Here is a 16966-nt window from a genome sequence, read left to right as displayed (position 1 = left end):
ACGGTCCGGCCACAGTGCCGGCCGTGCCCGCCGTCCGCTCCGTGGCATCGGCCGCGGGGTGGCGGAGCAAGCCGTATCCGACACTTCGAGACTGAGGACGAGGGTTGCTCAAGTCCGCCCGGAAGCAGGGTAAACAGGAGAAGGACCCCGAGGGGCGGATGCCTCTTGCGGACCACCTGCGGGAGTTGCGCAACCGCTTGATGAAGTCGGTGCTGGCGATCCTCGTCGTCACCATCGTGGCGATGGTCTACTACAAGGAGATCGCCGACTTCCTGATGCACCCGGTGCGGGAGTCGGTCGGCTGCTCCAAGGGCTTCGGCGAGGCCGCGAAAGATGGCGAGACCTGCGCCGAGATCACCATCAACGGGCTGATCGCCCCGTTCACGATCATGCTGAAGGTGGCGCTGACCACCGGTGTCGTGATCGCCTCCCCGGTCTGGCTGTACCAACTGTGGGGCTTCCTCGCCCCCGGCCTGCACAAGCACGAGAAGCGGTACGCGCGTTCCTTCGTCGGCGCCGGCGTGCCGCTGTTCCTGGCGGGTGCCTTCCTGGCCTATCTGATCCTGCCGAAGGCAGCCAAGACGCTGCTGGACTTCAGCCCCGACGGCGCGGGCAACCTGATTCCGCTGGACGACTTCCTCGACATCGTCACCCGGCTGGTCATCGTCTTCGGCCTCGCCTTCGAGCTGCCGCTGCTGCTCATCCTGCTCAACTTCGGCGGGGTGCTGACCGGCAAGCGGCTGCTGGGCTGGTGGCGGGGGATGGTCATCGGCATCACCGTCTTCGCAGCCGTCGCGACCCCCACGGGTGACCCGCTGACGATGATCGCGCTGGCGGCGCCGATCGTGCTGCTGTACTTCGCCGCCGTCGGCATCTGCCTGTTCAACGACCGCCGCCGCAGCCGCGAGGACCCGTACGCCGGGCTGGACGACGACGAGGCGTCCCCGCTGGAGCACACGCCCGAGGCCGTGGGCGCCACCGAGTCCCTGCCCGCCCAGCGCCCCGATGGCGAGGCCGACGCGCAGGGCGGCGGCGGTGCGAGCGGCCCGCAGCGGCCCGACGGATACGACGACGCCACCTGAGCCGCGCTTCCCGCCGGGCGGTCACCGTCCGCATCCGAGCAGTCAGCACCTCGCTGACCACGGGATTCGCTTCAGGCGCCGGTAAAGATCGTGAGTTCTGTCAGAGGTGGCCGGTAGGCTCGTAGACACGATGACCGAGGATCTGTCCCCCGCGGAGCGGTACTCGGCGGCGCGCAAGCGTGCCGCCGAGCAGGCCACCGCTCTCGCGCCCTTCCGTGACCTGTACGACTTCGAGCTGGATCCCTTCCAGATCGAGGCGTGCGAAGCCCTCGAAGCAGGAAAGGGTGTGCTGGTCGCGGCGCCGACCGGCTCAGGCAAGACCATCGTGGGCGAGTTCGCCGTCCACCTGGCCCTCACACAGGGCCGCAAGTGCTTCTACACGACCCCCATCAAGGCGCTGTCGAACCAGAAGTTCAGCGATCTGGTCAAGCGGTACGGACCGGCCAAGGTCGGGCTGCTGACCGGTGACAACAGCGTCAACTCCGAGGCGCCCATCGTCGTGATGACGACCGAGGTGCTGCGGAACATGCTCTACGCGGGCTCGAAGTCCCTGCTGGGCCTGGGCTACGTCGTCATGGACGAGGTGCACTACCTCTCGGACCGGTTCCGCGGAGCCGTCTGGGAAGAGGTGATCATCCACCTTCCCGAGTCGGTCACCATCGTCTCGCTGTCGGCCACGGTCTCCAACGCGGAGGAGTTCGGCGACTGGCTGGACACCGTGCGTGGCGACACCCAGGTGATCGTCTCCGAGGATCGCCCGGTGCCGCTGTGGCAGCACGTGCTGGCGGGCCGCCGGATGTACGACCTGTTCGAGGAGTCCGGCGAGAAGCGCGAGGTCAACCCCGATCTGGTGCGGATGGCCCGGATGGAGAACAGCCGGGTGGGCAACGGGCGCGACCGGCGCAGAGGCCGCCCCCAGCGGGAGGCCGACCGCGAGCGGGAGCGACGGCAGCGCGCCCGGATCTGGACGCCCAGCCGCCCCGAGGTGATCGACCGGCTGGACTCGGAAGGGCTGCTTCCGGCCATCACGTTCATCTTCAGCCGCGCGGGCTGCGAGGCCGCCGTCCAGCAGTGCCTCTACTCGGGGCTGCGGCTCAACGACAACGCGGCCCGGGCCCGGGTTCGCGAGCTCGTCGAGGAGCGCACCGCCGACATCCCCGACAAGGACCTGCACGTCCTCGGCTACTTCGAGTGGCTGGAGGGCCTGGAGCGGGGCATCGCAGCGCACCACGCCGGCATGCTGCCCACCTTCAAGGAGGTGGTCGAGGAGCTGTTCGTCCGGGGCCTGGTCAAGGCCGTCTTCGCCACCGAGACGCTGGCCCTGGGCATCAACATGCCGGCCCGCTCGGTGGTGCTGGAGAAGCTGGTCAAGTGGAACGGCGAGCAGCACGCCGACATCACTCCGGGTGAGTTCACGCAGCTCACCGGGCGCGCGGGGCGGCGCGGCATCGACATCGAGGGACACGCCGTGGTGCTGTGGCAGCGCGGTATGGACCCGGGCGCGCTCGCGGGGCTGGCCGGTGCGCGTACGTATCCGCTGCGCTCGTCGTTCAAGCCGTCGTACAACATGGCGGTCAATCTCGTCTCGCAGTTCGGGCGGCACCGCTCGCGGGAGCTGCTGGAGACGTCGTTCGCGCAGTTCCAGGCCGACCGCTCGGTGGTCGGCATCTCCCGGCAGGTGCAGCGGAACGAAGAGGGCATGGCGGGCTACCAGGCCTCCATGACCTGCCACCTGGGCGACTTCGAGGAGTACGCGCGGCTGCGCAGGGAGCTCAAGGAGCGCGAGACCGAGCTGGCCAAGCAGGGCGCCAACCAGCGCCGGGCGCAGGCGGCGGAAGCGCTGGAGAGGCTCAAGCCCGGCGATGTCATCCACGTGCCCACCGGCAAGTACGCCGGTCTCGCCCTGGTGCTGGACCCCGGCGTGAGCGGCGGACGCGGATCCGGGCCGCGCAGGGGATACGACGGCACGACCGGTCACGAGGGTCCGCGCCCACTGGTGCTCACGGCGCAGCGGCAGGTCAAGCGGCTGGGCCCGATCGACTTCCCGGTGCCGGTCGAGCCGCTGGAGCGGATGCGGATCCCCAAGTCGTTCAACGCACGCAGCCCGCAGTCCCGCCGCGATCTGGCCTCGGCGCTGCGCAGCAAGGCGGGCCACTTCGTACCCGAGCGGCACCGCAGACAGCGCTCCGCTGCCGCCGACGATCCCGAGATCGAGCGGCTGCGCCGGGCCATCCGGCAGCACCCTTGTCACGGCTGCGACGAGCGCGAGGACCACGCCCGCTGGGCCGAGCGCTACCACCGGCTCAAGCGCGACACCCGCCAGCTGGAGCGGCGTATCGAGGGTCGTACGAACACCATCGCGCGCACCTTCGACCGGGTGTACGCGCTGCTCTCGGAGCTCGGCTACCTGTCGGGCGACCATGTCACCGACGATGGCCGGGTGCTGGCCAGGCTCTACGGAGAGCTGGATCTGCTCGCCTCGGAGTGTCTGCGCGAGGGCGTATGGGAGGGCCTGCCGCCTGCCGAGCTGGCCGCCTGCGTCTCCGCGCTGGTGTTCGAGGCCCGCAGCAACGACGACGCGCTGCCCCCCAAGCTGCCCGGCGGCCGGGCGCGGGCCGCGCTCGGCGAGATGGTGCGGATCTGGGGGCGGCTGGACGCGCTGGAGGAGGAGCACCGCATCACCGCGACCGAGGGTGTCGGCCAGCGCGAGCCCGATCTGGGCTTCGCCTGGGCCGCCTACCGCTGGGCGGACGGCCACGGGCTCGACGATGTGCTGCGCGAGGCCGATATGCCCGCCGGTGATTTCGTGCGCTGGTGCAAGCAGGTCATCGACGTCCTCGGCCAGTTGGCCGCGGCCGCGCCGGACGGCGGCACGGTGCCCAGGAATGCCCGCCGGGCGATCGACGGCATGCTGCGCGGAGTGGTCGCGTACTCAAGCGTGGGGTGAGAGCCGGGCGCTGTGGTGGCGTGCCTGTGGGTGTGGCGCACCTGCGGGCCCTTGCGGACGGAAGTCGTCCGCCCCGGGCAGGCGTTGCACGTCGTGGTGCCTTCGCTGCCCGTTTCGCCTTCTCCGCGCCGCCGCGCGGCACGGGCTGGGACGCGGCACGGGTGGGCCGGATGTCCGCCGAGCTGATGCGGCGGCTCGGATACGACCGCTACGGCGTCCAGGGCGGTGACTTCGGCGCCTACGTGGTCCCCGAGGTGGCGGACGCGCATCGTGGCCGTACTGCGAGAGCAGCGGGTTCGGCTGGCCGCGGGGCAGTGCGCTGACCATGGCCGGATCGTCCGCCCGACCATGGCCGGAGCCAGGTGGGTCCCGGTACGAGAACCGGCTTCTCACGCGCGCATGATGACGCGGCCGCCTTGCAGTGCGTCGACGTAGCGCCGGGCCTCGGGCAGGCTCAGGCCGGTGTCCTTACGGGCCTGGACGACTGCCTCGCGGTGCTTGTCGTCTGCCATGAGGCGCAGCAACTGGGGCGAGGGCGGGTGGATGCAGGTCTTCCGGCGCGCGAGCTGTCCGCCGTCGAGAAAGGCTGGTTCGAGGAAGGTGTCCTCGTAGAAGCGCAGATGGACATCAAGATCGAACTGCGGGTCGAGCACCCGCCGGGTCAGCCAGCTGATGCACTGTTCCGGCCCTTGGAAGTCATCCGGGTGCACTTCCTGACGGCTCGTCAGCGCCCAGCCGGGGCGGGGCCTGTCGCGCTCGCGGCGCCGCAGATCCGAGAAGAGCACCCCGCCGATCCGGCCGGCTGCCCCTCGCCCTGCCAGTGCCGGGCGCCTGGTCTCCTCCCAAGTGCCTTCCGCTCCCGGTGCGTAGTCGGCGAGGTCGCCGTCGTCGTCGACGAAATCCATGGGGAAATCCGTCACGATGGTGCACTCCGGCGGCTCCGGTCCCAGCCCCAGGTGCCAGCGCAGCTCAGTCAGCTCGGCATCCGAGAGGTCGTCGGGAAGATCCGCGTTGATGAGCAGCTCGTATACGTCAGCCATGCCGCGCAGTCTGGCAGGCCGGGGTGACAGTGACCGCGTTGTGCGGCCCCACCGGATCACCCCCACCGGGATCACTCCCGCCCGGATCACCAAGGGCCGGCTCGGTCACTCCTCGAAGTCCTGGTAGCCGTATGACGCGAGGTTTCCGTCAGCCAGCTCGACAGTGTCGTCTTCGTCGTCCTCGGCCAGGATCTCGCCGGTCAGCGGCGGCACTTCTATACGGCTCCAGTCCACCTCGGCACGGACCGCGTCCCCGAGGCTGCCGCAGAACATCTTGAAGGAGAGACCCTCCTCATCGTCCGCCCCGTCCTCCGCACGGAAGTCGTAGCCCACCGGCTCCCGGGGGCCCTTGAAGGTGATGTCCGGATAGCCGTCTATGGAAATCGTCACGAAGGGGTGCAGGTCCAGCGACTGTGTCAACTCCTCCTGCTGATACACATGCAGCGACAAGTCGGCCCCGTACGAGCACAGCAAATAGAGATTGATCTCCTCGGCGAGCTCGTCGGCCAGCCCGGCCTTCACCTCGTCGAGGCTGCCCAGGATGTGGTGCGCGTCCTTGCGAGCACCGCCCGGGGCGACGCCGAAGGCCAGGTCGTAGAAGCTCTTCTTCACCATGGTCGTCACGGTAGCTGGCCGCACTGGCCATTCCCCCACTCCAATAGGCCCTGGCTTCCGGTCGGTTCGCGCAGGCGGCCGGGCGCGGGGGCGGTGTTGACGGGCGTCGTTCGGGGCGGGATGTTCGAGCGGGTGTCAACTGCCGGGAACCGGGAGGCCGTACGGGTCCGGCAGTGTCCCGTGTGACGTGCGCGACCCGCGCGCATCCCGTACTCGACAGGGGGCCATGTGCGAATGAGCAGCACCAGCAGAGCCAGATCCCTGATCCGCCGTTGGGCCTGCGCCGTGACCGCTGTTGCCGCGGTCGCGGCGCTGTCGTCCACGGCCGCCGCCCAGCCGGACACCGCCGCGGGACGGCACCGGAGCGGCGATCCGGCCGGGAACCTGCGGCTGACCCAGCTCCAGTCGATGGCCACGCACAACAGCTACCACCGCGAGACCACCTCGCTCGCCGAGCAGAATCTGATGTCCCAGTACGACCCCAACTGGCAGACGCTGCTCTACAGTCACTCCACGCTCCCCGTACAGTTCGAACGCCAGCGGGCGCGGGGTATCGAGCTCGACGTCTTCCCCGACCCGGAAGGCGGCCTCTACGCCGACCCGCTGCTCCGCAAACGCGCCGGGCTGCCCCCGCTCGACGACCCGGAGCTGAAGAAGCCCGGCTTCAAGGTGCTGCACTGGGCGGACTTCGACTACCGGTCGAGCTGTGTGACCCTGCGCGGCTGTCTGCGCCAGGTCAAGAAGTGGTCCGACAGCCGGCCGGGACATGTGGCCGTACCGATCCTGCTGGAGCTGAAGAAGACCGATCCGCGGCTGGAGGAGCAGGGCGGCGCCAAGAGCCCACCGTGGGACACGGCGATGCTCGACGCCCTGGACAAGGAGATCCGGTCCGTCTTCCCCGACGACGAGACGGTCACGCCTGACGACATCCGGCGCCCCGGCCGGACGCTGGAGCAGTCCGTACTGCGGCACGGGTGGCCCAAGGTGCGGGACACCCGCGGGCAGGTCATGTTCCTCATGGACAACGACGGCAAGGAGATCCAGGACGCCTACCGCGCCGGAGGGCGCGAGAGCCTGCAGGGCCGCGTGCTGTTCACCGACTCCGAACGGGGCCGCCCTGACGCGGCGTTCATGAAGGTGAACGACCCGACGGGGGCCAACAAGGCCGTCATCCAGGACCTGGTGCGACGTGGGTTCTTCGTCCGTACCCGGTCCGACGTACCGCTGGACCAGGCGCGGAGCGGGGACACCGGGATGCTGCGGGACGCGCTCTCGTCCGGGGCGCAGATGGTGAGCACCGACTTCCCGGTGCCGGGAATGGCGGCCCGGTACGGCTCCGACTACGTCGCCGAGCTGCCGGGGGACAGGGACCGCGCCGTACGGTGCAACCCCGTGACGGGGCCCCGGCACTGCCCGCCGGGGCCGTTGGAGCCGCGCTGACTCCCGCTCCTGCTGCTCCCCCGGACGGAGCCGGACGTGCACCGGCACGGACCCGGGGGAGGGGCAGGAGGCCTTCTTACGCGGCGGGCTGGCGCTCCTGCTCCGCCTCGACGCGCTCGTTCCACTCCTTCTTCGACGCCTGCCAGCCGTCCTCGTCCGAGCCGAGCCGCCAGTAGCCGGAGATGGACAGCTGGTCGCGTTCGATGCCCCGCTCCAGCCGCAGGTGGCCGCGGAGCTCCTTGACGAAGCCGGCCTCGCCGTGGACGAAGGCGTGCACCCGCCCCGGCGGGAACTCCAGTTCGCGGACGGCCGCGACGAGGCGTTCGCCCACGGGCGCCGCACCTCGGTGCAGCCAGCGCACCTGGGCACCGAGCGGCGCGTCCAGCGGCTGCTCCTCCTCCGGTCCCGCGACCTCGATGAGCGCCCGTACGGGGGCACCGGCGGGCATCCGGGCCAGCGAGGCCGCGATGGCGGGAAGCGCGCTCTCGTCGCCGGCCAGCAGATGCCAGTCGGCCTCCGGGCTGGGCGCATAGGCGCCGCCCGGGCCGAGGAACCGGACCTCTTCGCCGACGGCGGCGGAGCGGGCCCACGGTCCGGCCAGCCCCTCGTCGCCGTGGACGACGAAGTCGATGGTCAGCTCCAGTGCGGCCGGGTCCCAGGCGCGCACGGTGTAGGTACGCATCGAGGGCCACTGCGAGCGCGGCAGCTCGGCGCGGATCTGTGCGATGTCGAACGGCTCCGGGTAGCTGACGCCGGAGGCCGGGAACAGCAGCTTGACGTAGTGGTCGGTGTACTCACCGGCCGGGAAACCCGCCAGGGACTCGCCGCCGAGGACGACGCGCACCATGTGGGGCGTCAGCTGCTCGGTGCGGACCACGCGCGCCTGGTGGAGCTGCGGCTTGTTGCGGGCTGGACGGGCCGGGCGTTCTGGCACGAGGCCTCCCTGGACACGGGGCAACTTAGGTATACCTAAGCTAGCAGACCGGCGGCCAGGGAAGATCAGCCCGCCGGTGCCCCCGTCGGCCCGCCGATGCGCCCGTCGCCCGCCGGTCCCCACGCTCCCCGCGTCAGCCGGCAAGGGCCTCCAGCAGCCGCCGCAGCGATCCGCCCAGCCCCCAGCGTTCGGCCAGCTCTTCCAGCAGCTCGGGGTCGCGCGGGGTGCGCGGCAGCGTGAGGTCGACGTCCGGGAGGGAGACGTCCCGGGCCACCCGCACCACCGTCGGCGCGACGTCCAGATAGGCGGCGGCCTCCTTGAACTTCGTACGCTGCGCCGGCGTGAGCCGGGAGACCGGGTCGGCCGCCGCGGCGCGGATTCCGGCCAGATCGCCGTACTGCGCCAGCAGCTTGGCGGCCGTCTTCTCGCCGATGCCGCGCACCCCGGGCAGCCCGTCACTGGGGTCGCCGCGCAGGACGGCCAGATCCGCGTACCCGGCGCCGTCGACGCCGTACTTGGCACGCAGCGCAGCACCGTCGTACATGTCCAGGCTGCCGACGCCCTTGACGGGGTAGAGCACCCGCACCCCGCGCTCGTCGTCGATCAGCTGGAACAGATCGCGGTCGCCCGTGACGACGTCGACCGGTCCGGCGGCGCGGGTGGCGAGGGTGCCGATCACGTCGTCCGCCTCGTACCCCTCGGCGCCCAGCCGGGCCAGCCCGATCGCGTCCAGCACCTGCTCGATCACCGGGACCTGCGGGCCCAGGGTGTCGGGGATCTCCTCCTCGTCCGGGCCGGCCGGGATCTCCTCGGCGACGCGGTGCGCCTTGTAGGAGGGGATCAGCTCCACCCGCCACTGCGGGCGCCAGTCGGCGTCCATGCAGGCGGCAAGCGCTGCGGGGCGGTGGTCCTGGACCAGCCGGGCGATGAAGTCGAGCAGCCCGCGCACCGCGTTGACGGGGGTTCCGTCCGGGGCGCGGACGGTGTCCGGGACGCCGAAGTAGGCGCGGAAGTAGAGCGAGGCGGTGTCCAGGAGCATCAGCCGGTGGCCGCCCCGGGCGTGCGCTGTGTTCGCTGCGTTGGCTGTGGTGATGGTCACGAACCGATGATGCCGTACCGGACTGACACGGCACGTCTTGTGGTCGCCCGGTCCCGGTCGGTGCCGGTTCGGTGTCCGGTTGGATGACGGTTGGGTGTTTTTGACGGGCATGGAGCGCGTCGCTCCCGGTTTGGCGTCGCGAGCTGGGGGCGGGGCCGGTACGAAAAAGCATTCATGTAAGATCCATCTTTCTGGTATGCGCTGATTGCGACGCTTTCGTCGCTCAACAGCGAGGGAGGGGATGCCGGGTTCCTGTTGTCGATGTCGAGAGGTGAATGTGTCCAGGCTGAGAGCCGAGCACCTGTACAAGGTGTTCGGGAGACGAGCGGACCAGGCGATAGCCCAGCTGGAAGCCGGTACGAACCGCGATGAACTGCGGGCCCAGGGCACGACGGCGGCCGTGATCGACGCCTCCTTCGAGGTGGAGGAAGGGCAGATATTCGTCGTCATGGGCCTCTCGGGTTCCGGCAAGTCCACGCTGCTGCGGATGCTCAACGGCCTCCTCGAACCCACCTCGGGACGGGTCCTGTTCGACGGTGAGGACCTGACCGCGCTCCGCCCCCGCGAGCTGCGACAGGTGCGCGCCAACAAGATCAGCATGGTCTTCCAGCACTTCGCGCTCTTCCCGCACCGCAGCGTGCTGGAGAACGCCGCCTACGGCCTGGAGGTGCAGGGCGTCCCCCGCGAGGAGCGCGAGCGGCGCGCCACCGAGGCACTGGAACTGGCCGGTCTCCAGGGCTGGGAGAGGTCCTGGCCCGATGAACTGTCCGGCGGCATGCAGCAACGCGTGGGGCTGGCCCGCGCGCTGGCCACCGACGCCGATCTGCTGCTGATGGACGAGTCCTTCAGCGCCCTGGACCCGCTGATCCGCCGTGACATGCAGGACCAGCTGCTGCAGTTGCAGCGGTCCCTGCGCAAGACCATCGTCTTCATCACCCACGATCTGAACGAGGCCATGCGCCTCGGCGACCGTATCGCCGTGATGCGGGACGGCCGGATCGTGCAGATCGGCACCGCAGAGGACATCCTGGTGCGGCCCGCCACCGACTACGTCGCCTCCTTCATCCAGGACGTGGACCGCTCCCGGGTGCTGACAGCGGGCGCCATCATGAGGGAAACGAAGACCGGCGCGGCTGCCGCCGCCGACGGCGCCCCGGAGCACGCCGTCACCGTCACCACCGAGACCCCGCTCGCCGAGCTGTTCACCCCGTTCTCCACCAGCGAGCGCCCACTGGCCGTCACGGACGGGTCGGGCACCCCGGTGGGCGTCGTCGACCGGGAGCGGCTGCTCGCCGCGCTGGCCGAGGAGCCCCGGGTGCAGCCGTCCGTGCGGGGCGGCGACAGGAGCGGGGTGAGCACCCGTGCCTGAGTTCCACCCCGGCAACTGGGTCGAGAGAGCTGTCAACTGGCTCCAGACGCACCTGGGCTGGCTGTTCGACGTCATCAACACGGTGCTGACCGGGCTCTACGACGGGATCAACCTGGTCCTGGGCGGTGCCGAGCCGCTGCTGCTGGCCGGTATCTTCGCCGTCATCGCGTTCTGGCTGCGCGGCATCCTGGCGGGCGTCGTCGCCTTCGGCGGCTTCGTGCTGATCGACTCCTTCGGGCTGTGGGGCGAGGCGATGTCCACGCTCTCGCTCGTCCTGGCCGCCGCTGTCATCACCATCCTCTTCGCCGTGCCGACCGGTATCTGGGCGGCCCGTACGAAGACCGTCAGCGCCGCGGTGCGCCCGGTGCTCGATGTGATGCAGACGATGCCGGCGTTCGTCTACCTCATCCCCGGCGTGATGTTCTTCTCCGTCGGCACCACCCCCGGCCTGCTGGCGACGATCATCTTCTCGATGCCGCCCGGCGTCCGGATGACCGAACTGGGCATCCGGCAGGTCGACAGCGAACTGGTGGAGGCCGCCGACGCGTTCGGCACCAGCCCCGGGCAGACGCTGAGGCGGGTGCAGTTCCCGCTGGCGCTGCCGACGATCATGGCCGGTGTCAACCAGGTCATCATGCTCGCGCTGTCGATGGTCGTCATCGCCGGTATGGCCGGTGCCCCGGGCCTCGGCGAGCGCGTCTACGCCGCTGTCACCCAGGTCCAGATCGGCCTCGGTGTCGAGTCCGGCATCGCCGTCGTCATCCTCGCCATGTATCTGGACCGGATGACCGGCGCCCTCAACGTACGGGTCTCGCCGCTCGGCCGCCGCGCCGCCGCGAAGACCACCGCCATGCTCGGCCGGATGCGGTTCGTCCGCTACAAGCCCGGCACGGCCGTCGCCCTCTCCGGAGTGCTGGTGCTGGCCCTGGCCGCCGGCGGACTGAACATGGCGAGCTCAGGGTCCGGCGCGCAGGCCGGGGGCGGAACGAACGTCGGCAAGGGCAAGCAGCTCAAGATGGGCTACATCCCCTGGGACGAGGGCATCGCCACCTCCTACCTGTGGAAGGAGGCCCTGGAGCAGCGCGGCTACCAGCCCGACCTCAAGCAGCTCGACGCCGGCCCGCTCTACACCTCACTCGCCCAGGGACAGACCGACTTCCAGACGGACGGCTGGCTGCCCACCACGCACCAGCAGTACTGGGACAAGTACGGCTCCAGAATGGAGAAGCTCGGCTCCTGGTACGGACCCACCTCGCTGGAGCTGTCCGTGCCGTCCTACGTCAAGGGCGTCAAGTCCCTGGCGGACCTCAAGGGCCAGGGCAAGAAGTTCAAGGGCAAGATCATCGGCATCGAGTCCAGCGCCGGTGAGATGAAGATCCTCAAGGAGAAGGTACTCAAGGAGTACGGACTGGAGGGCGAGTACAAGGTCGTCTCCTCCAGCACCTCCTCGATGCTGTCGGAGCTGAAGCGCTCCATCCAGCAGAAGGAGCCCGTCGTCGTCACGCTCTGGTCCCCGCACTGGGCGTACAACAAGTACGACCTGACCAAGCTCGACGACCCCAAGGGCGCCTTCGGCAAGGGCGAGAAGCTCCACAACGTCGGCCGGAAGGGATTCGCCGAGGACAACCCGACCGTGGCCCGCTGGCTGAAGAACTTCCATCTGACGGAGAACCAGCTCACCTCACTGGAGGCCAGGATCCAGGGTGCGCCCAAGGGCCAGGAGCAGAAGGCCGTCAAACAGTGGCTGGACGCCCGCCCCGGCTTCCTCGACAAGATGGTGCCGGTCCCCGGCGGCGCGAAGAAGCAGGGCAAGGACGCGGGCAAGTCGGTCGACATGGCCTACTTCCCGTGGGACGAGGCCATCGCGACCACCTATCTGTGGGACAACATCCTGGAGGACCGCGGCTACAAGCCCAGCGTCAAACAGCTCGACCCCGGACCGCTGTTCACGGCGATGTCGCAGGGACAGATCGACTTCCAGACGGACGCCTGGCTGCCCACCACCCATGAGCAGTACTGGCGCAAGCACCGGGACAAGCTCACCGACGTGGGCTCCTGGTACGGGCCCACCTCGCTGGAGCTGTCCGTGCCGTCCTACGTCAAGGGCGTCGATTCCCTCGCGGACCTCAAGGGCAAAAGCAAGCTGTTCGGCGGGAAGATCACCGGAATCGAGTCCAGCGCGGGTGAGATGAAAATCCTGGAGCAGGTGCTCAAGGACTACGGGCTGGACAAGGAGTACAAGGTCGTCTCCTCCAGCACCTCGTCCATGCTCTCGGCCGTGGACAAGTCGGTGAAGCAGAAGAAGCCGGTACTGGCCACCACCTGGTCGCCGCACTGGGTCCACAGCAAGTACCCGATGAAGAAGCTCAAGGACCCCAAGGGCTCCTGGGGCAAGGGCGACCATATCCACGTCACCGCCAAGAAGGGCTTCAAGAAGGACTTCCCCGAGCTGTATGGCTGGCTGAAGAACTTCAAGATGTCCGAGCAGGACCTCGGCTCCCTCGAAGCCGCCATTCAAGAGGGCGGCAAGGGCCAGGAGAAGGAGTCCGCACGCAAGTGGCTGGATTCCCGTCCGGGCCTGGAGGACAAGCTGGCACCGGTCAAGTGACGGCACCTCAGGGCTGAAAGCCCCGCTGAGCGGCCCCGGCCCGCGCACTTCGCTGCGCGGGCCGGGGCCGCTCCGCCATGCCGGGGGCGGAAATTCATATGACGCGCCGCCGGTCACGCCCTACCGTCGTAGACGTGAACGAACGCACCTCCCGGTGCGCAGACGACGGTTACTTCTTTGGTTGAACAGGTTCGAATCCTGAAAACCGTCGTCGCATCCGATCTCGGGAGGCGTGCTCGGCGCACACCGGAGCGCCCGGTGCGTGGACGACGGTTACTTCACCTCCTTGAACCGGCCCGTCGTCCGTCCTCAGTCCTCGGGCGCCTCCGGAAATGCCGCACGCCGCTCTTTCCCCGGGATTGCGTATGCCGTTCCACTCACAGTGCAGGCAATTCGGGGGAATCATGAGCAAGTTCAACAAGCAGCACACCCATGCGCGCAACGCGCTCACCGTCACCCACGAGGGCGGTAAGGCCTATGTGCGGGACGCCAAGTCCGAGCTGGTACTGCTCGCCGTCGTCAACATGGTCGGCGAGGACACCTTCTACGAGAAGGCCGCCGACCGCGACGACCGGTACGCGAACCTCGTGCACACCGTCGCCGTCGAGGACGGGCCCTGGACGGCCCGCTTCGTGGCCTGGCTGCGGGACGAGGCGCAGATGCGCTCCGCTTCGCTGGTCGCCGCGGCGCACGCCGTCTGGGCACGGCTGGCCGAGGGCCAGCACGGCGACAACCGGGAGATCGTGGCCGCCGCCTGCCGACGCGCCGACGAGCCGGGCGAGTTCCTGGCCTACTGGACCGCCACCTTCGGCCGCGCGATCCCCAAGCCCGTCAAGCGGGGCCTCGGCGACGCGGTCCGCCGGCTCTACACCGAGAAGGCGCTGCTGAAGTACGACACCGACAGCCACGCCTTCCGGTTCGGCGACGTACTGGAGCTGATCCATGCCGCGCCCGACCCGGACAAGCCGTGGCAGGGCGAACTCTTCCGGCACGCGATCGACCGCAGGCACGGCCGCGACGCACAGATCCCCGAGGCACTGCCGACGGTGGCGGCCCGCGCCGAGCTGATGGCGGTCCCCGTCGTCGACCGGCAGTTCGTGCCCACCCAGCCGGACGGCCCCGCCGTCCTCGCCCGCGCCGGGATGACCTGGGAGGCGCTGGCGGGCTGGCTGCAGGGCCCGATGGACGCGGCGGCATGGGAGGCCGTACTGCCCTCCATGGGGCTGATGGCCCAGCTGCGCAACCTGCGCAACTTCGACCGCGTCGGTGTCTCGGACGAGGCGGCGCAGCTGGTCATCGACCGGCTGCGGGACCCGGAGCAGATCGCCCGCTCCCGGCAGTTCCCGTACCGCTTCCTGTCCGCTTACCGTGCGGCGCCGTCGCTGCGCTGGGCACACGCGCTGGAGCAGGCACTCGCCGCCTCCACCGCGAACGTCCCGTCGCTGCCCGGCCGTACGCTGCTGCTCGTCGACTCCTCGGGCTCCATGCAGGGCTCGGTCTCGGCACGCTCCAGCGTCACGCACGCGGACATCGGCGCGCTGTTCGGGGCCACCCTCGCGCACCGCGGTGAGCAGGTGGAGATGTACGGGTTCGCCAACGGGCACTTCCGGCACGAACTGCCGCGCGGCGGCTCGGTACTCCCGGCGATCGAGGCGTTCCGCTCCCGGCTGGGGGAGGTCGGGTACGGCACGGAGACGGTGGCGGCGCTGCGCGCGACCTACGACGGCCACGACCGGGTCGTGATCGTCTCGGACATGCAGGCGTTCCACTACCCGGGGAACGAGTCGCGCGGCGTCTCGGTCTCCGAGGCGGTGCCCGCCTCCGTGCCGGTGTTCGGCGTCAACACCTCCGGTTATGCGCCGTCCGCGCTGGACACCTCGCGGCCCAACCGCTTCGAGATCGGCGGCTTCTCCGACAAGCTGTTCACCATGATGGCGATGCTCGCCGAGGGCGAGGGCGCCGTCGGGTGGCCGTGGGAGAGCGGTGCATAGGCCCTGAGGGGCGGAATGGAGTCCGGGCATGACATGCAGGTCCGTCGTCTCGCTCGTGCCGTCCCTCACCGAGGCGGTGGCTGCCACCGCTCCCGAGCTCCTCGTGGGGGCCACGGACTGGTGCACGCACCCTGGTGACCTGGAGGTCACCAGGGTGCGCGGCACCAAGAACCCGGATGTGGCGGCCGTCGTCGGGCTGGCTCCGGATCTGGTGCTCGCGAACGAGGAGGAGAACCGCCCCGAGGATCTGCGGGCTCTGCGCGCCGCGGGGCTGCGGGTCCTGGTGACCGAGGTAAGGACGCTGGAGCAGGGCTTCGGCGAACTGCACCGGGTGCTGACCGAGGGCTGCGGCCTCCCGTGTCCGGCGTGGCTCGACGAGGCCGAGACCGCGTGGGCCGAGGCCCGTGCCGAGTTCGACGTACGCGCTGTCGTACCGATCTGGCGCAAACCGTGGATGGTGCTGGGCCGGGACACCTTCGCCGGGGCGCTGCTGGCCCACCTCGGCGTGCACAACGTCTACGCCGCACACGACGAGCGCTATCCACGGGTGCCGCTCGCCCAGCTGTCGGAGCCGGGCCGCGCCGAGGTGGTCGTGCTGCCGGACGAGCCCTACCGCTTCACCGCGGAAGACGGCCCCGAGGCATTCCCGGGGATGCCGGCCGCGCTGTGCAGCGGGCGCCATCTCACCTGGTACGGGCCCTCGTTGGCACAGGCCCCGCGGGTGCTCGCTGCGGCGCTGGGAGCAGCGCTCCACTGAGCAGCCCGGCCACGGTCCGTACGGCAGCCGTGGCCCAGGCGGCCACCAGCAGCGCGTACAGGGCCACCGCCAGCCAGCCGAAGACCTCGGCCCCGGTGTGCCGCCACACTGCCGCGGCTCCCGTCACACAGGTGCCGACGGGGAAGGTGAACGCCCACCAGGTCAGGGAGAAACCCATCCCGTGCCGCGTGGCCCGCACCACCAGAGCGGTGGACAGCGCGAGCCACAGCAGTGCGAAACCCAGCACCGGCACCCCGTAGAGCACCGCGAGCGCACCGAACGAGCCGGGCTCGGCGTCGGCGAGGTTGCCCAGCGCCGTCGTCGACTGCCCCAGCGGGCCGAGCACGAGGAAGAGCACCGGCGTCATCGGCACCGGCAGCGGGCCGTGGTGGACGAGCCGAGCGAAGACCAGCGGCAGGATCACCAGCGTGGCCAGCATGCTCATCCCGAAGAGGGCGAAGGAGCCCAGCAGCATCGTCTGTCTGGGCTGCCCCGCGGGCAGATGTGCTGCCAGCGGCGGGCCGAGCGCCGCGGAGACCATCGGCGCCACCACCGGCAGCAGCCACACAGGCCCTGCGCTGCCCGGCCGCAGTTCGTGCCGGGTGATCATCAGATACGGCACGGCCACCGAAGCGACCAGCCCCACTGCCGTACCGGCCGCCCACAGCACCGCGTCGATTCCGACGGCTCCCGGCACATCGAGCGCCAGTGCCCCGCCACCGACGGCCAGCAGCGCCATCGCCAGACAGCCGTAGAACGGTGCGACAGCCGGTGCCTCCGCGGGGTCGAGCAGCTGGTCGCGGGCCCGGTCGGCGTGGAGCAGCCAGTGCCCGGCGCGGGCCACCAGCAGCACCAGCAGCGCTGCCGCCGCCAGTGTCCATATGCCCTCCAGCACGGCGCGCGGCGGCTGGACCGGGAGCGCGGTGCCGGCGGCGGCGACGATGGCGGTGCCCATCACCGCCGCGTACCAGTTCGGGCCCAGCGCGCGCAGCCGGGGAGCGGCCGGGCGGCTCAGTACAGCGGTCGGGGCGCCGGTGCCGGCGCGCGCGGATGTGGTCATGCGCTCACGCTCCACCCGGTCCGG

The 16966-nt window shown here is 70.1% G+C and carries 13 protein-coding genes; 8 read left to right on the top strand and 5 right to left on the bottom strand.

Annotated features, from left to right (window positions below):
* Positions 1 to 104 precede the first annotated feature (104 nt).
* The 3 genes from tatC (at position 105) to ACQEU8_RS24130 (ending at position 4352) form a co-directional block, all read left to right on the top strand.
* The gene (gene tatC / locus ACQEU8_RS24140) at positions 105 to 1082 is read left to right on the top strand and encodes a twin-arginine translocase subunit TatC (protein ID WP_433104458.1); all 978 of its coding nucleotides are present in this window, start codon (positions 105 to 107) and stop codon (positions 1080 to 1082) included.
* 130 nt (positions 1083 to 1212) lie between these two features.
* On the top strand, positions 1213 to 4029 hold the full coding sequence (locus ACQEU8_RS24135) for a DEAD/DEAH box helicase (RefSeq protein WP_433104456.1): 2817 nt from the start codon (positions 1213 to 1215) through the stop codon (positions 4027 to 4029).
* A 26-nt stretch (positions 4030 to 4055) separates the two neighbouring features.
* The gene (locus ACQEU8_RS24130; protein WP_433104454.1) at positions 4056 to 4352 is read left to right on the top strand and encodes a hypothetical protein; all 297 of its coding nucleotides are present in this window, start codon (positions 4056 to 4058) and stop codon (positions 4350 to 4352) included.
* A 66-nt stretch (positions 4353 to 4418) separates the two neighbouring features.
* Here ACQEU8_RS24130 and ACQEU8_RS24125 read toward each other — a convergent pair whose 3' ends face one another.
* Both ACQEU8_RS24125 and ACQEU8_RS24120 read right to left on the bottom strand, forming a co-directional pair.
* Positions 4419 to 5069, bottom strand: a complete 651-nt coding sequence (locus ACQEU8_RS24125) for a hypothetical protein (protein WP_433104452.1) — start codon at positions 5067 to 5069, stop codon at positions 4419 to 4421.
* Positions 5070 to 5174: 105 nt separating this feature from the next.
* The gene (locus ACQEU8_RS24120; RefSeq protein ID WP_433104450.1) at positions 5175 to 5684 is read right to left on the bottom strand and encodes a hypothetical protein; all 510 of its coding nucleotides are present in this window, start codon (positions 5682 to 5684) and stop codon (positions 5175 to 5177) included.
* Positions 5685 to 5918: 234 nt separating this feature from the next.
* Between ACQEU8_RS24120 and ACQEU8_RS24115 the strand changes: the two genes are divergently transcribed.
* The gene (locus ACQEU8_RS24115) at positions 5919 to 7124 is read left to right on the top strand and encodes a phosphatidylinositol-specific phospholipase C1-like protein (RefSeq protein WP_433104448.1); all 1206 of its coding nucleotides are present in this window, start codon (positions 5919 to 5921) and stop codon (positions 7122 to 7124) included.
* Positions 7125 to 7200: 76 nt separating this feature from the next.
* Here the strand turns inward: ACQEU8_RS24115 and ACQEU8_RS24110 are convergent, their stop codons facing one another.
* Positions 7201 to 8058, bottom strand: coding sequence for a siderophore-interacting protein (locus tag ACQEU8_RS24110; RefSeq protein ID WP_433104446.1), 858 nt, complete (start codon positions 8056 to 8058; stop codon positions 7201 to 7203).
* Between the two features lie 133 nt (positions 8059 to 8191).
* Positions 8192 to 9097 carry a 5'-3' exonuclease gene (locus ACQEU8_RS24105; RefSeq protein ID WP_433108677.1) on the bottom strand — a complete coding sequence of 302 codons (906 nt, stop codon included), beginning with the start codon at positions 9095 to 9097 and terminating at the stop codon, positions 8192 to 8194.
* 337 nt (positions 9098 to 9434) lie between these two features.
* On the opposite strand from ACQEU8_RS24105, the gene ACQEU8_RS24100 reads away from it, so the two are divergent.
* From ACQEU8_RS24100 to ACQEU8_RS24085, 4 genes are all read left to right on the top strand, one after another.
* Positions 9435 to 10526, top strand: a complete 1092-nt coding sequence (locus ACQEU8_RS24100; protein WP_433104444.1) for a quaternary amine ABC transporter ATP-binding protein — start codon at positions 9435 to 9437, stop codon at positions 10524 to 10526.
* Positions 10519 to 13134 carry an ABC transporter permease/substrate binding protein gene (locus ACQEU8_RS24095; protein ID WP_433104442.1) on the top strand — a complete coding sequence of 872 codons (2616 nt, stop codon included), beginning with the start codon at positions 10519 to 10521 and terminating at the stop codon, positions 13132 to 13134. The genes ACQEU8_RS24100 and ACQEU8_RS24095 overlap by 8 nt, the downstream gene beginning before the upstream one ends.
* 404 nt (positions 13135 to 13538) lie before the next feature.
* Positions 13539 to 15125, top strand: coding sequence for a TROVE domain-containing protein (locus tag ACQEU8_RS24090; RefSeq protein WP_433104440.1), 1587 nt, complete (start codon positions 13539 to 13541; stop codon positions 15123 to 15125).
* Between the two features lie 28 nt (positions 15126 to 15153).
* Complete coding sequence (locus ACQEU8_RS24085; protein WP_433104438.1) at positions 15154 to 15882, top strand: helical backbone metal receptor; 729 nt, start codon at positions 15154 to 15156, stop codon at positions 15880 to 15882.
* Here the strand turns inward: ACQEU8_RS24085 and ACQEU8_RS24080 are convergent.
* Entirely contained in the window at positions 15809 to 16942 is a 1134-nt protein-coding gene (locus tag ACQEU8_RS24080) for a TDT family transporter (RefSeq protein ID WP_433104436.1), read from the bottom strand. The genes ACQEU8_RS24085 and ACQEU8_RS24080 overlap by 74 nt on opposite strands.
* Positions 16943 to 16966 lie beyond the last annotated feature (24 nt).

Origin of the sequence: Streptomyces sp. CA-250714 (assembly GCF_050936705.1) — a bacterium.
Classification (GTDB): Bacteria; Actinomycetota; Actinomycetes; order Streptomycetales; family Streptomycetaceae; genus Streptomyces.
Note: the sequence above shows the minus strand (reverse complement) of the source record. Positions and strands in the feature narration are given on the sequence as shown.